The 14,397-nt window shown below is 58.8% G+C and carries 13 protein-coding genes; 10 read left to right on the top strand and 3 right to left on the bottom strand.

Annotated features, from left to right (window positions below):
- Window positions 1–3: 3 nt before the first annotated feature.
- From moaB to D9K61_RS06060, 3 genes are all read left to right on the top strand, one after another.
- Window positions 4–546: a molybdenum cofactor biosynthesis protein B gene (gene moaB / locus D9K61_RS06050; protein WP_120632349.1), complete on the top strand. Its 543-nt coding sequence runs from the start codon at window positions 4–6 to the stop codon at window positions 544–546.
- A gap of 106 nt (window positions 547–652) precedes the next feature.
- Entirely contained in the window at window positions 653–2,101 is a 1,449-nt protein-coding gene (locus tag D9K61_RS06055) for an efflux RND transporter periplasmic adaptor subunit (protein WP_120632350.1), read from the top strand.
- A 5-nt stretch (window positions 2,102–2,106) separates the two neighbouring features.
- Window positions 2,107–5,508: an efflux RND transporter permease subunit gene (locus D9K61_RS06060; protein ID WP_120632351.1), complete on the top strand. Its 3,402-nt coding sequence runs from the start codon at window positions 2,107–2,109 to the stop codon at window positions 5,506–5,508.
- Here D9K61_RS06060 and D9K61_RS06065 read toward each other — a convergent pair.
- Window positions 5,505–5,924 (bottom strand): NUDIX hydrolase, encoded by a 420-nt coding sequence (locus D9K61_RS06065; protein ID WP_120632352.1) that lies wholly within the window; start codon window positions 5,922–5,924, stop codon window positions 5,505–5,507. The two genes, D9K61_RS06060 and D9K61_RS06065, sit on opposite strands and share 4 nt — an antisense overlap.
- A gap of 4 nt (window positions 5,925–5,928) precedes the next feature.
- Window positions 5,929–6,732 (bottom strand): protein-disulfide reductase DsbD domain-containing protein, encoded by an 804-nt coding sequence (locus D9K61_RS06070; protein ID WP_254055695.1) that lies wholly within the window; start codon window positions 6,730–6,732, stop codon window positions 5,929–5,931.
- A gap of 157 nt (window positions 6,733–6,889) precedes the next feature.
- Here D9K61_RS06070 and D9K61_RS06075 point away from each other — a divergent pair, with 157 nt between their 5' ends.
- The gene (locus D9K61_RS06075) at window positions 6,890–7,444 is read left to right on the top strand and encodes a YqgE/AlgH family protein (RefSeq protein ID WP_120632354.1); all 555 of its coding nucleotides are present in this window, start codon (window positions 6,890–6,892) and stop codon (window positions 7,442–7,444) included.
- Here D9K61_RS06075 and D9K61_RS06080 read toward each other — a convergent pair whose 3' ends face one another.
- The gene (locus tag D9K61_RS06080; protein ID WP_120632507.1) at window positions 7,445–8,392 is read right to left on the bottom strand and encodes an L-threonylcarbamoyladenylate synthase; all 948 of its coding nucleotides are present in this window, start codon (window positions 8,390–8,392) and stop codon (window positions 7,445–7,447) included.
- Window positions 8,393–8,531: 139 nt separating this feature from the next.
- On the opposite strand from D9K61_RS06080, the gene D9K61_RS06085 reads away from it, so the two are divergent.
- The 6 genes from D9K61_RS06085 (at window position 8,532) to D9K61_RS06110 (ending at window position 14,390) form a co-directional block, all read left to right on the top strand.
- Window positions 8,532–10,235 carry an acyl-CoA dehydrogenase gene (locus D9K61_RS06085; protein ID WP_120632355.1) on the top strand — a complete coding sequence of 568 codons (1,704 nt, stop codon included), beginning with the start codon at window positions 8,532–8,534 and terminating at the stop codon, window positions 10,233–10,235.
- Window positions 10,235–11,281 (top strand): MBL fold metallo-hydrolase, encoded by a 1,047-nt coding sequence (locus D9K61_RS06090; RefSeq protein ID WP_120632508.1) that lies wholly within the window; start codon window positions 10,235–10,237, stop codon window positions 11,279–11,281. The genes D9K61_RS06085 and D9K61_RS06090 overlap by 1 nt, the downstream gene beginning before the upstream one ends.
- Window positions 11,282–11,284: 3 nt before the next feature.
- Entirely contained in the window at window positions 11,285–11,737 is a 453-nt protein-coding gene (locus D9K61_RS06095; protein WP_120632356.1) for a DUF6173 family protein, read from the top strand.
- 64 nt (window positions 11,738–11,801) lie between these two features.
- Window positions 11,802–13,640, top strand: coding sequence for a glycerophosphodiester phosphodiesterase family protein (locus D9K61_RS06100; RefSeq protein ID WP_120632357.1), 1,839 nt, complete (start codon window positions 11,802–11,804; stop codon window positions 13,638–13,640).
- Complete coding sequence (locus tag D9K61_RS06105; RefSeq protein WP_120632358.1) at window positions 13,627–14,187, top strand: hypothetical protein; 561 nt, start codon at window positions 13,627–13,629, stop codon at window positions 14,185–14,187. The genes D9K61_RS06100 and D9K61_RS06105 overlap by 14 nt, the downstream gene beginning before the upstream one ends.
- A gap of 68 nt (window positions 14,188–14,255) precedes the next feature.
- Window positions 14,256–14,390, top strand: a complete 135-nt coding sequence (locus D9K61_RS06110) for an aa3-type cytochrome c oxidase subunit IV (RefSeq protein ID WP_120632359.1) — start codon at window positions 14,256–14,258, stop codon at window positions 14,388–14,390.
- The last annotated feature ends 7 nt before the right edge of the window (window positions 14,391–14,397 follow it).

Consider the following 14,397-nt stretch of genomic DNA (forward strand, 5'->3'; position numbering starts at 1 on the left):
CACATGTCGCGCATTGACGAGTCCCTGCAGTTCATCCCCGTCCGTATCGCCGTTTTGACAGTATCTGACACGCGTAATTTGGACGAAGATCGCTCGGGCCAGACATTGGTGAACCGCATTCAGGCTGCAGGTCACCAGATCGCAGATCGCAAAATCATTCAGGATGAGCGTGGGCAGATCGCTGATCAACTGCGCATCTGGATTGCCGACCCGGAAATTGACGTCGTGATCTCGACCGGCGGAACAGGACTGACCGGCCGCGATGTGACGGTAGAGGCCCATCGAGATGTCTACGAGAAAGAAATCGAAGCGTTCGGCACCGTCTTCACCATCCTGTCGATGGAGAAGATTGGCACCTCGGCGGTACAATCCCGCGCAACAGGTGGCGTGGCTGGCGGAACCTATCTGTTTGCGCTGCCCGGCAGCCCCGGCGCCTGCAAAGATGCCTGGGATGGCATTTTGGAAAAACAGTTCGACTATCGGCACCGCCCCTGCAATTTTGTAGAGATAATGCCCAGATTGGACGAACATCTGCGACGGAAGTAGACTGGTCGTACGTTCAATACCTTGTAACCGCATTGTGGCTTGGCATTTTTCCGGCTTCAGCTACATCTTGCGGAAGGCAGCCTGACGCAACCGGGGTGAATAATTAATGCGATTTCTACGGCAGAGTATTGTCGGTGTCTTTCTGGCGTCCCTGACGCTGGCCCTGCTGTTTGTTGCCGTTCAGATGATCGTTGGCGCGATGCAGGATGTGCTGACACGTGACAAAACACAGCCGCAAGCACGTGAACGTGTGTTCGCCGTCACACTCAGAACCGCTGAACTGGAAACCGTTACCCCCTATCTGGAGGCCTTTGGCGAGGTGCAGAGTCGCCGCCGCCTGGAACTGCGCGCGGCCCTTGGCGGACGTGTGGTTTCCCTTGCCGAAGATTTTGAAGATGGCGGGTCGGTGACTGCAGGCGAAGTTCTTGTCGAACTTGATCCGGCGGATACGCAATCTGCGCTGGATCGCGCCAAGTCCGATCTGCTGGATGCGCAATTCGAAGAAAGAGATGCTGAACGCTCCCTGCTGCTGGCGCAGGACGAACTGAAGTCCGCCGAAGCGCAGGCGGACCTTCGTGAGCGGGCCCTGCAGCGACAACGAGATCTGGAATCCCGGGGCGTCGGGGCGACCGCAAGCGTCGAAGAGGCCGAGCTGACGGCTGCATCGGCCCAGCAATCCGTGCTGGCACGCCGTATCGCTCTGGCACAGGCGGAATCCCGGGTGGATCAGGCGACGACTTTGCTGGCACGCGCGCGGATCGCATTGGAGGCCGCCGAGCGCGATCTGGACGACATGACAATTCGCGCCGGTTTTGGTGGAACGCTGACGGATGTGACCCTTGTCGAAGGACGGCTGGTGGCGGCCAATGAAAAACTGGCCGAACTGGTAGACCCCAATGCGCTGGAAGTGGCCTTTCGGGTGTCGACCGCACAGTATGTCCGGCTTTTGGACGACAACGGAGCGTTGATGAACGCCCTTGTTGCGGTGTCATTAGAAGTCACTGGCACTGATCTGGCGGCAACGGGACGTATCAGCCGCGACAGCGGCTCGGCAGGTGAAGGGCAGACCGGACGGTTGATCTATGCCCGTCTGGACAGCGCTTCTGGATTCAAGCCGGGTGATTTCGTGACGGTGACCGTGCAGGAACAACCACTGGAATCGGTTGTGCGTCTGCCCTCTTCCGTTCTCGACGCTTCAGGATCGGTCCTGGTGCTTGGTGCAGATGACCGGCTTGAGGCTTTGCCCGTGCTGTTGATCCGCAGACAAGGCGACGAAGTGCTGCTGCGCGGTGAAGGGTTGGACGGGCGCGAGGTTGTCATTGGCAGAACGCCCCTATTGGGTGCGGGCGTGCGCGTGCGCCCCCTGCGGATTGAGGCCAGCGCCGACGCTGAAATGGTGGAGCTGACGGATGCCAAACGCGCGGAACTGGTCGCGCAGGTTGAAGCCAGCGAAGGCATGCCCCGGGACGTCAAAACGCAGGTGTTGGGTCAACTGGGCGAGGCGAAAGTCCCCGTCTCTTTAGTGCGGCGTATTGAAAACCGGGCAGGGGGCTAGGCGCCATGATGCGCGAGATACCCGGCGCGGCGGGTGGCCTTCTAAGCTACTTTACCCGACACCGCACCGTCGCGAACCTGCTGCTGCTGGTAATGCTGGTTCTGGGTGCTGCCGCGATCCCCAATATGCGGGCGCAGTTCTTTCCGGACGTCATTCTTGAACGGGTTGATGTCAGCGTCGAATGGGACGGCGCAGGTCCCGAGGATGTAGACAATGGCATCGTCCAGGTTCTGGAGCCCGCGTTGTTGGCGGTCGAAGGGGTGGCCAGCACCGATACAACATCCCGAGAAGGGTCTGCCCGCATCAGGCTGGAGTTCGAGCCCAACTGGGACATGTCCCGCGCTGTGGAAGAGGTCAGAACGGCTGTCGACGGGGTAACCAACCTGCCTGAAGATGCCGAAGAGCCCTCGATCCGGCGCGGTGCCTGGCGCGATCGGGTGACCGATGTGGTCGTGACTGGCCCAGTCGCGCCTGATCAGTTGGCGAACTTCACGGATGAATTGATAAACCGATTGTTCGCAGTAGGGGTCACGCGCACGACGATCCGGGGGATTGCAGCCCCTCGTGTTGTGGTCGAGGTGCCAACAGCACAATTGATTGCCAATGATATAGCGATGTCCGACATCGCAACTGCCATATCCGCCGAGGTGAATGCCAGCCCGGCTGGGGATGTGACCGGTGCCAATGCTCGTATTCGGACGGGTGCAGAAAAACGGACACCTGAAGAAATAGAAGGAATTGCCCTGCGCAGTTTTGCTGATGGATCAAAGCTGTTTGTTGGTGACGTGGCGCAGATCCGTGTTGAAGGGGTCAACCGCAACCGAAGCTATTTTGTTGGCGACAACCCGGCCATGTCCATTCGGGTTGACCGATCGAACCAAGGCGATGCAATTGACATCCAGCACACGGTCGAGGACGTCGTGGCCGAGATGCAGGCCAGCCTGCCCGAAGGGGTCACGGTTGAGCTGATCCGAACCCGAGCACAGGCTATTACGGACCGGTTGGATATCCTGATCGACAACGGTCTTGTGGGGCTGGGGCTGGTTGTCTGCCTGCTCTTTCTGTTCCTGAACGCCCGGATCGCATTTTGGGTTGCGGCAGGAATTCCCGTGGCGATGTCGGCAGCCATTGCACTGATGTATCTCGGTGGTCTGTCGATCAACATGGTGTCCCTGTTCGGCCTGATCATCACACTGGGCATCGTTGTTGATGATGCCATCGTTGTCGGGGAACACGCCGATTTTCGCGCGCGCCGTCTGGGCGAACCCCCGGTGGTCGCCGCCGAACGCGCCGCCCGTCGCATGGCGATGCCGGTCTTTGCGGCCACCGTCACAACGGTAATTGCCTTTTTCGGTCTCACCCTTGTTGGCGGCCGGTTCGGCGAATTGATCCGCGACATTCCCTTCACAGTGATCGCGGTCCTGATCGCTTCACTGATCGAGTGTTTTCTGATCCTGCCAAACCACATGGCACATGCCATTGCGCATTCTGCCAAGGAACATTGGTACGACCTACCCAACCGCGTGGTCAACCGGGGTTTCCGATGGGTGCGTGACCACCTGTTCCGACCACTCATCGCATGGGTTATCTGGGCGCGATACGTGGTCGTGGCACTGATGGTTGTGATTCTTGCCAGCCAGATTGCCCTGTTCATTCGCGGCGACGTGAACTGGCGCTTCTTCAATGCGCCTGAACGAGGCTCGGTCACCGGCAATTTCATCATGGCCGAAGGAGCGACCCGGTCCGATACGCTTGAGATGATGCAACAATTGCAGCGCGCAACGGATGAACTGGGCCAGATCTACGAAGAACGCCATGGTCGCAACCCAATTGACTATGTTCTGGCCGAGGTCGGCGGCAGCGCCGGGTTTGGATTGTCCGCAGCCGAAGGCAAAGACGAAGACCTGTTGGGTGGTATTTCCATCGAACTGATCGATGCCGACCTGCGCCCCTATTCCAGTTTCGAGTTTGTAGGAGAGTTGCAGGATTTCGTACCGCGCCATCCCAAGGTCGAATTGCTGACCTTCCGTGGCTGGCGTTCGGGTCCTGGCGGGGATGCGATTGACGTGCAGTTTTATGGCGCTGACGTAAACACGCTCAAGGCCGCGTCCGAGGACCTGCAAACCGAACTGTCGAAATACACCGAGGTTTCGGCACTGGAAGACAATCTGGCTTATGACAAAGAAGAGTACATTCTGGACCTGACCGCGCAGGGTCAGGCGCTGGGCTTTCGGATTGAAACACTGGGCCGTGTGCTGCGCAACCGCTTGAACGGGATCGAGGCCGCGACCTTCCCGGATGGACCACGCAGCGCAGAGATACGCGTAGAGCTGCCTGAAGGTGAACTGACCGCAGACTTCCTGGAGCGAACGTTGATGCGGACGCCGGACGGGGTCTATGTGCCGCTGGCCGACATCGTTTCAGTCGAGCGTAAATCTGGGTTCTCGACGGTTCGGCGCGAAAATGGTCTGCGGGTTATTTCGGTGAACGGGGACATTTCCGAAGATGATCCCGCACGCGCGGCCGAGATCGAGCGCGCCCTGAATGAAGAAATCCTGCCGAAGATTGCCTCGGAACGGCAGGTGGAATGGCGTGTGGCGGGTCTGAGCGAACAAGAGGATGAGTTCCTGTCCGAGGCGGCCACAGGTCTGATCCTCTGTCTGACTGGAATCTATCTGGTACTGGCCTGGGTCTTCGCCAGTTGGAGCAGGCCATTGGTGGTGATGGCCATCATTCCATTCGGATTGGTCGGCGCAATCTGGGGGCATTACATCTGGGGCGTGCCGCTGAGTATGTTTACGGTTGTCGGCCTGCTGGGCATGACAGGGATTATCATCAACGATTCAATCGTTCTTGTGACCACCATTGACGGCTACCAACAGGAACGTGGTCTGGTGCCGTCCATTGTCGAAGGTACGGCAGACCGGTTGCGGCCTGTGATGCTAACGACACTGACAACAGTTCTGGGTTTGACGCCGCTGCTGTATGAAAGTTCGCAACAGGCGCAATTCCTGAAACCAACCGTCATTACGCTGGTTTATGGGCTTGGGTTCGGGATGTTGTTGGTTCTGGTTCTTGTGCCTGCCTTGCTTGCCATTCTGAACGACGTTTCACGTCCGATGACAGCGATGCGCCGTGCGATGCGCGCCCCGGATCGGGTGGTTCAGGGGGCGCTTGCCGGAACCGGTCTGGTGTTGATGGTCTGGTTCGGTTTGACGATGGTCTGGCCCATGATGTCAGACGCGCCGGTCGGGCTGTTGTCGGGCCTATATTCCGGTGAAGACGGCGCAGCCGTTTTGCAAATGGGCCTTGGCGCGTTTCTTGCCGGAGCGATCCCAATCGTGATTTTGAGCGTGGTGATGTCAGGTCTGATTTATGTGCGCTTGAGGGCTCGGGTAGGCGCTTAACTTGCGCGCAAAGCCTGTTCTAACAGATCGACAACCCGATCGCTCATCGGCAGGTCTTCGCCTCGTATCTGGTCGATGGAAAACCAACGTGCATCCAGCGCGTCATCACCGGCGATTGGTTCGCCCGACTGATACGTGCATGCGACTCCGACCAGCAGATAATGCGAAATGACCTGACCCTCATCGTTCCATCGGAGCAGGTCCAGATTGTCCAGATAGTAAGATGGGTGCGCGGTGACCGAGGTTTCTTCCAGCAGCTCGCGCTGGGCAGCCTGCAGCACGGTTTCACCCCATTCGACATGGCCGCCAGGAAACCCCCACAGGCCCGCATCCGGCTGTTTGCTGCGTTGCACCAACAGGACTTGGCCCTGATGCAAAACAACGGCCAGCGCTCCGATCCTGGGGATGTTTGTCATACGATCAACCGGCGCTGCAACCTTTGATGTCCACCGCGTGTTTCGCGCCCAAAACCGTGATCCTGATTTCGGACCGGTCAAGTGCGAAAGGCGCGCCAGAGGCATTGATGATCTCGGACCGGGCGATCAGGGTATCACCCTGACGGATCGTGTCGGGTTGCGATGTCCAAAGCGCCGGGTTTCCGGGTTCGATTACTGCGACCTCGCGCCCACCGGCCGAAGGCATGGTCAAGCGCGCTTCGATCTGCATTCCATCAGTCGTTGGTGTCAGACGGCAGCTGGCCTTGGACACGCGCCCTTCACGGGCGGAATACGGGCGCTGTGCAAGGGCCGCGGCAATGGCCGGATTGCGCCCGGCATCGGCATCCAGAGTATGATCGAAATCCAACCGCTCGGGGATGCAGACATCTTTGCACACGCCCAGGTCCATCTCGCCACGCAGGCGCACGGTCTTGGCGGGGTTCCTGGGCGTAATCTCGATCGGCAGGACCAGTTGATCTTTGTATCCAATGGACTGCAAGCCGTTTTGATCGAAGATTTCGGGCGCGGGCCAGGTGATGGAGACATTGCCGACATTGCGCGATCCGCTCCAATCGAACTGTGGCGGGATTCCCGCGTCGCCAGGCGCGCGCCAGTAGGTTTTCCACCCGTCCTTCAATGTCAGGCGCAGCGCACCCAGATAGGTGCCGTTGGCGGTACGACCGCCATCAAGAATGTCCAGTTTAACAACGCCATCCAAGCTTTGCGCCAAAACAGGGGTGGCAAGCCAAAGGCAGGCCGTTAAAGCAGCGGCAATGGTGGATCTCATCAACGTTTTCATAGCCTATAAATGCCCGGTACGACGCCGGATTCCAAGTCACGTTCCGGTCACTTGAATGAAATCTGGAGAAATACCGGTTGCTCCCTTGCCAATCTACATGCCGCAGGGTCATTGTTGAAGGGAACACATCAAGAGATACCCGACCATGGACCTGACCGGAAAACTGTTGATTGCGATGCCTGGCATGGGTGATCCGCGTTTCGATCATTCGGTGGTGTATATGTGCAGCCATGGCGACGACGGAGCGATGGGGCTGATCATCAATAAACCCTCGGATTTGCGGTTAAAAACCCTGCTGGGGCAACTGGATATTCCGTGCCGAATTCCGATCGTCGGGGAACGACTTGTCCATTTCGGCGGCCCGGTCGAGATGTCCCGGGGATTTGTCCTGCACAGTGCAGATTATGAGGCCAACCTGCATTCCATGCAGATTACGGACGATTTCAGCATGACGGCGACGCTGGATGTGCTTGAAGATCTGTCTTCGGGGCGCGGGCCGCTGAATTCAATGCTGACATTGGGGTACTCAGGGTGGGGACCCGATCAGTTGGAAGACGAAATCGGAATGAATGGCTGGCTGACGACCGATGCGACGTCGAATCTTGTTTTTGATGTGCCGGATGACGAAAAATGGGCGGCGGCTTTGGCAACGCTAGGTGTTGACCCGCTGACACTGTCGGCCAGCGCCGGTCGCGCCTGATCAACTGTCGCGCGGCGCTGCAGCGCGGCACAGACGGTCGTTAATTGCAGCGCCTAGGTTAGTGTTCGGGATCGGGGATACGGCAATCGGGCGGCCAGATTCGTTCAACTTGTGTAAGGCCGCAAACAGATTTGACGCTGCCTCGGTCACGTCACCTTTGGCGGATAGGTTCAAGTCGCACTCAACAGGACCAAATCCAAGCAAGACTTCGTCGCCCTGCCGTGTCCGTGCGTTCAACCGAACCGGCGCGTCTGGGGCGTAGTGAGATTGCAATTGGCCCGGGGCGGTCAGCAAGTCGCCAGATTGGTGCAGGTGAAGGCGGGCATTCAGAACCGCCTCAATCTGTTCCAAAGCCACGCCGCCCGGGCGCAACAAGGTCGGTTCTTCTGCAAGGCCCACGATTGTGGATTCGAGTCCGACGCCGCAAGGGCCGTCGTCCAGAATGGCGGCAATGCGTCCGCCTAGACCCGCACGCACATGTTCAGCATTCGTGGGGCTGATCTGACCCGATGGATTGGCCGAGGGCGCGGCCACCGGACCGTCGAATTCTGCCAACAAAGCTCTGGCCGTGTGATGGGCAGGCACCCGGACGGCCAGCGTATCCAACCCTGCGGTGACCAGCGTGGAAATCCCGTTTCCTTCGCGCAACGGCAGGACCAGCGTCAAAGGACCAGGCCAAAACGCATCCGCCAGCATCTGAGCCTGATCGGACCATTGCACAAACCGTTGCGCCGCCTGAACCGAGGCGACATGGGCGATCAGCGGGTTAAAGCTGGGCCGTCCTTTTGCCTCATAGATCGCGGCCACGGCAGACCCGCTCCGGGCATCTCCTCCCAAGCCGTAGACGGTTTCGGTTGCAAAGGCGACAAGCAAGCCCTGGCGCAGCAGATCTGCGGCACGCGCTATGCCTTGCGGGTCGGCTGTCAGGTCAAGTGTGGTCGGGATCATGTCTGGTGACGCCGCGTTTTGGTTGCTTGCAACATAGGGAAGGGTAGGTAATTCATCAAAGCCCAGATGAATACCGGCGTAGGACACGGAATCCAAGCCCACCTGCGCAATCCTTTTTAGACATACCCAGAGGCAAACCATGCCATATCGCGCCCCGATTTCAGACTACGAATTCCTGCTTAGCAAAGTGGTGGGGTTCGATCAGATTGCCTCCACCGAAAAATTCGCCGATGCCAGCCCGGATGTTGTTAGCGCGATCCTGTCTGAGGCGGGCAAAATGTGCGAAGAGATTCTGGCCCCGTTGCAGCGCCCCGGCGATCTGGAACCCGCACGGCTAGAGAACGGCGTTCTGCGCACGTCACCAGGATATGGCGACGGTTGGAAGGCGATTGCCGAAGGCGGTTGGATCGGGATGAGCAGTGACCCGGAGCATGGCGGCATGGGATTGCCCATGACCGTAACAACTGCGGTGAACGAAATGATGAGCGCTGCTTGCCTGTCACTGCAATTGGCACCCTTGATGACACAGGGTCAGATTGAGGCGCTAGAACATCACGCGGATGACGCGCTTAAGGCGTTGTACCTGCCGAAACTGATTTCAGGAGACTGGTCGGGGACGATGAACCTGACAGAGCCGCAGGCCGGATCGGATGTGGGTGCGTTGTCCTCAAAGGCTCAGCCGAACGGGGATGGTACGTATGCAGTGACCGGGCAGAAGATCTATATTTCCTGGGGCGATAACGATTTCTGCGAGAACATCTGCCACCTCGTTCTGGCCCGTTTGCCGGATGCCGTGCCGGGCACCAAGGGCATTTCGCTGTTTCTGGTGCCAAAGTACCTGCCAGACGAAAATGGTAATCCGGGCGTGGCCAATGATCTGAAAGTGGTGTCGCTGGAACATAAAATGGGTCTGCACGGCTCTCCGACTTGTGTGATGCAATATGACGGCGCAACCGGATGGCTGGTTGGCAAGGAAAACGGCGGTATGGCTGCGATGTTCACCATGATGAACAACGCACGCCTTGGCGTCGGCGGGCAGGGGGTTGGCGCCGCGGAAGGTGCGTATCAACATGCTATGACCTACGCTTTAGAGCGCAAGCAGGGCAGAACACCCTCGGGCACAATCATCGATCATGCGGATGTGCGGCGGATGCTGACCGAAATGCGTGCCGATGTCTTCGCCGCGCGCGCGATCATGCTGGCCAACGCAGCCGCCATCGATATGGCACATGCCACCGGTGATGCGGATTGGGCGGCCCGTGCGGCCCTGTTGACGCCCATCGGCAAGGCCTTCGGCACTCAGACCGGCATGCGTGTGGCCGAAACCGGGGTGCAGGTGCACGGCGGTATGGGCTTCATCGAAGAAACTGGCGCCGCGCAATACTACCGGGATGTGCGCGTCACGGCGATCTACGAAGGCACCAATGGCATTCAGGCCATGGACCTTGTCGCGCGCAAAATGATGGACGGCGGAGAGGCAGCCTCGCGCTTGTTGGATGAAATCGAAGATCAGGCGGAACAGGCCCGTGCGACACTGCCCGAGCTTGCAGGACCGGTCTGGGAAGCCAGTGAAACGCTGCGTGAGGCGACGGAATGGTTGGTTTCGCAGGATGACATGAACAACCGTTTTGCTGGGGCTGTGGCCTATCTGAACGCCTTTGCGCGTGTGCTGGGTGGGCATTACCATCTGTCTGCCGCACTTGCCGACCCTGATGGGCCAAGGGCCAAGCTGGCGCGCTATTACATCAATGCATTGCTTCCCGAACATGCGGGCCTGCTGGTCCAGGCACAAAGCGGAGCAGAGGATCTGTTTGCGCTCAGCGCAGATGATCTGGTCGCATGATGGACGGCGAACGCCCCCCTGCGATCCGATACCCATGGCCTGAACCGCCTGCATCCGGCGAGGCCGTCGAAATCGCCGAGGGTGTATTGTGGATGCGGCTGCCGCTGCCCATGGCCTTGGATCACGTCAATGTCTATGCGCTGGACGATGGTGACGGCTGGACGGTGATCGACACGGGGCTGTCATCGAAAAAGACCCGCGACATCTGGGAAACGCTAATGGCTGGACCACTGGCGGGAAAGCCAGTGAACCGGGTCGTGGTCACCCACCATCACCCGGATCATGTCGGCAATGCCGGTTGGTTTCAGTCTGATCACGGCGCTGAACTGGTCGCAAGTCGTACCGCCTGGCTGTTTGCGCGGATGCTGATGCTGGATGTGCAGGAAAGCTGGCCGACGGAAACGCTGGATTTCTACCGCAGTTCGGGCATGGCGGCCGAAGTCCTTGCCAAACGGATGGCGGATCGCCCGTTCAATTTCGCGGATGTTGTTTTCCCCATGCCCTTGGGGTTCACCCGGATCAAACAAGGTGATGTTATCCGCATGGGCGGTCGCGATTGGGACGTGCATATGGGTAACGGCCATGCACCTGAACACGCGACGTTCTGGAGTCGGGATGACAATCTTGTCCTGACCGGAGATCAGGTTCTGAGTTCGATCAGCCCAAATCTGGGTGTCTACGCCACTGAACCCATGGCGGACCCGGTTGCGGATTGGCTTGAGGCATGCGAACGATTGCAGCCGTTGGCGCGCCCCGATCATCTGGTCTTGGGCGGGCATAAATTACCCTTTACCGGACTGCCCACACGCATGCGGCAGCTGATCGAAAACCATCACGGCGCGCTGGAGCGTCTTTTGAACGATCTGGAAACGCCCAAATCCGCCTCGGAGTGTTTCGCACCTTTGTTCAAGCGCACGATCCGCGACGGGGAATATGGTCTTGCTTTGGTCGAAGCGGTTGCACACGTGAACCATCTTCACCACATTGGAGCTGTAACCCGGACGCGCCGCGCGGACGGGGCGTGGGTATACCAACGCAAGGGATGAGGAATGCAGGACAAGATCGAAACGTCAGCCGAGGCTGCCGAAGCAGCGGCGATGCCGCGCTGTTATGAGGTCCATTCGAACCCCGAGGCTGAATCCGGTTCGAAGGATCTGCCGGAAACGCTGCAAACTCCGGTAGCAGATAAAAGCCCGGCGCAATGGGCCTATGAGCGCCTGATCCTTTACATTCAGAACTTTGAAAAGACACTGGATGGTGATCATGAGGTCGCCATGGGCTTTACCGGCGGCGATGCAGGTGTGATGCGGATCGAAGGGATGGGGTACTTCGACCCGGATATCATCACCTTTTATGGTTCGGATGGTACAGGCGCGCGGACCCAACTGGTGCAGCATGTCAGCCAATTGAACGTCATGCTGCGGGCCCTGCCCAAATCGGTCGAGGACAAACCGGCCAACCGCATTGGGTTCCGACTGGCCGCTGATCTGGAAGAAAGCTAACCACCTGACTTGCAATTCACGTGTGCGCAGCCTTGAATGAGTTCACCATTCAGGAGGCCACCGCGTGACCTATTTCTCAGCCGTTACAAACGCCTATGCCGGGGCCTGGGCACGGCGGCGGGTGTTCTTGCCTATCTATATTGCGGTAAGGCTGTTGCTGGTTGCATTGATCGCGCCGGGCGTCGCCACTGCGGTCAATCTGGCGGTGTCGCTGTCAAATCAGTCGGCCCTGACAGATCAGGACATCGCAATGTTCCTGCTCTCACCTGCTGGGTTTATCGCGGCCATTGTCGTGCTCAGCCTGTTTTTGCTGGCGGAAGTTTTTGTCTTTTCGGTCATGGCCGGATCGCTGCGCATGGGGGAAAGCGACCCGTGGCGTGCAGGCAGTGCGGCCATCGGCCTGATCTTGCCCCGTCTGCCTGCTCTGTTCGGGTTCGCAATACGGTTCATTTTCCGCGTTTTGATTCTGGCACTGCCGTTTGTGGCCGTTGCGGGTTTGATCGCGTGGTGGACGCTGACCGAATATGACATCAACTACTACCTGACGTTTCATCCGCCAGCATTTTGGGTTGCGGTCATTCTGATCGGTGTCGTGATCCTTTCCTTGGCCTGGGTGCTGATCCGTCGACTGTCTGCTTGGGCGCTGGCCTTGCATCTGGTCATTTTCGAAGACTCCTCTCCCAAGGCGGCGTTTGACGAAAGCACGCGGCGGATGGAAGGAAAACGCGGTCGTCTCAAGATCGAACTGGCCCTGTGGCTGGGCTTACGCCTGGTGATTGCGGCGCTGATTGCCGCGGTGGCTGGTGTGTTGTTCGGACTTGTGCCGCTGCAGGATGGCGTGAACCTGAGATTGGCGCTGACACTCAGCTTGGTAGTCGCGGGTTTGTGGTCTTTGACGGGGTTGCTTCTGGCGGCCACTGCACTGGGGGCACTGGCTGTTCTGCTGGACGGGTTCTTTGACACCCAAACAAAGGACTTTCCGCATCCCGAACCGCGGCGGATCAAAGCACCGGTTTTCGTCACCGTCGGCGCGGCAGCCGCCGCCGTGGTGATCGGCCTGTGGCTAGGGCAGGGATTGTTGGCGCGTGTTCAGGCCCCCGATCATGCAGAGGTTATCGGCCATCGTGGCGCGGCGGCATTGCGACCCGAAAACACCATGGCCTCGGTTTTGAAGGCGATCGAAGATGGCGCAGATTGGGTCGAGATCGACGTACAGGAAACGGCGGATGACGTTGTCATCGTCGCCCATGACAGCGATTTCATGAAGCTTGCGGACGTGAACCTCAAGGTTTGGGATGCCACGATGGAGGATGTGGCCCAGATCGATATCGGCAGCTGGTATGGCCCGGAATATGCCGGGGAACGCTCGCCAACTCTGCGCGACGTGCTGCTTGCGGCAAAGGGCCGGGCCAAGGTCATCATCGAATTGAAGTACTATGGCCATGACATCGATCTCGAAAATCGGGTGGCCGGTTTGGTCGAGGAATTGGGCATGCAGGGCGACATCGCCACCATGTCGCTGAAATATCCGGCTGTGCAAAAGATGAAGGCCCTGCGCCCGGATTGGCGGGCGGGCGTCTTGGCCGCGACCGCTGTCGGAGATCTGGCGGGGCTGGAAGGTGACTTTGTTGCCGTAAACGCCGCGCTGGTATCGCCGGGCCTCATCCGGTCGATCCATGAGGCGGGTAAGGATATCTATGTCTGGACGGTAAACGATCCGTTGCAGATGTCCGCCATGGCATCGATGGGCGTGGACGGCCTGATCACGGATCGTCCGGCCATGGCGCAAGAGGTTCTGCGAGTTCGCGCCGAAATGGGACCCGGTGAAAGACTGATGCTGTGGCTTGCCACCACGTTCGGAATGCAGGTCGATACAGAGGCGATGCGTGATGAAAGCCCCTAGTCTGGCGTTGCTTTTTGCAGTTCTGCCAACCTGCGCGTTTGCCCAGGACTTGATGCGCAGCTTTGAAATGCCGACCCATCATGCTTTGATCGCGCAGCGAGACGTGGTTGAACTGACACCGTTTGAGACCGACGGATGCTCGGGCGGGTTGTCGACCAGTTGGCGGTGGGTCGCCAAAACGTTTCCGCAAGTTGGCGAGCTGTACGAAAAGCAACCACCCTGGGAAGAGTGCTGCGTGACCCATGATCGGGCCTATCACAATGCGGGCGGTGCGCTGCGGGCGGAAGACAGCTATGACGCCCGCTTGTCCGCTGATGAGGTCTTGCGGTCCTGCGTCAAGGATCACGGCGACAACCACGCCGACGAATACGCCCAACGGTATGACTTGACGCCCGATCAGATCAGATCCGTGCATTCAATCACCGCCGATGCCATGTTCCGAGCTGTCCGTTTCGGTGGAGGGCCGTGTAGCGGTCTTCCGTGGCGGTGGGGCTTTGGCTACGCTGGATGTTCGGTTTTCACAGAGCGCGCGCCTGCGCGCGAATGACGTCGTGACAGACCCTTCGTTTTCTATTATCCAACATATCAAACATGCGAATTAGGAATCTTGGACACATGGCTGAACACAATCACGGCGACATGGATATCACCGTTCAAACCAAAACCTTTGACGGGTTCATTAAAGCCACCACATGGTGCGTGGTCGCCATCGCAATCCTTTGCCTGTTTCTGGCAGTCTTCGCGTCGTAAGCAATAC

The organism is Ruegeria sp. EL01 (genome assembly GCF_900313035.1).
Classification (GTDB): domain Bacteria; phylum Pseudomonadota; class Alphaproteobacteria; order Rhodobacterales; family Rhodobacteraceae; genus Ruegeria.

Excerpts from the sequence above, each read along its gene's own strand:
- moaB (WP_120632349.1), top strand. The coding sequence starts at position 4 with ATGTCGCGCATTGACGAGTCCCTGCAGTTCATCCCCGTCCGTATCGCC.
- D9K61_RS06055 (WP_120632350.1), top strand. The coding sequence starts at position 653 with ATGCGATTTCTACGGCAGAGTATTGTCGGTGTCTTTCTGGCGTCCCTG.
- D9K61_RS06060 (WP_120632351.1), top strand. The coding sequence starts at position 2,107 with ATGATGCGCGAGATACCCGGCGCGGCGGGTGGCCTTCTAAGCTACTTT.
- D9K61_RS06065 (WP_120632352.1), bottom strand. The coding sequence starts at position 5,924 with ATGACAAACATCCCCAGGATCGGAGCGCTGGCCGTTGTTTTGCATCAG.
- D9K61_RS06070 (WP_254055695.1), bottom strand. The coding sequence starts at position 6,732 with ATGAGATCCACCATTGCCGCTGCTTTAACGGCCTGCCTTTGGCTTGCC.
- D9K61_RS06075 (WP_120632354.1), top strand. The coding sequence starts at position 6,890 with ATGGACCTGACCGGAAAACTGTTGATTGCGATGCCTGGCATGGGTGAT.
- D9K61_RS06080 (WP_120632507.1), bottom strand. The coding sequence starts at position 8,392 with ATGATCCCGACCACACTTGACCTGACAGCCGACCCGCAAGGCATAGCG.
- D9K61_RS06085 (WP_120632355.1), top strand. The coding sequence starts at position 8,532 with ATGCCATATCGCGCCCCGATTTCAGACTACGAATTCCTGCTTAGCAAA.
- D9K61_RS06090 (WP_120632508.1), top strand. The coding sequence starts at position 10,235 with ATGGACGGCGAACGCCCCCCTGCGATCCGATACCCATGGCCTGAACCG.
- D9K61_RS06095 (WP_120632356.1), top strand. The coding sequence starts at position 11,285 with ATGCAGGACAAGATCGAAACGTCAGCCGAGGCTGCCGAAGCAGCGGCG.
- D9K61_RS06105 (WP_120632358.1), top strand. The coding sequence starts at position 13,627 with ATGAAAGCCCCTAGTCTGGCGTTGCTTTTTGCAGTTCTGCCAACCTGC.
- D9K61_RS06110 (WP_120632359.1), top strand. The coding sequence starts at position 14,256 with ATGGCTGAACACAATCACGGCGACATGGATATCACCGTTCAAACCAAA.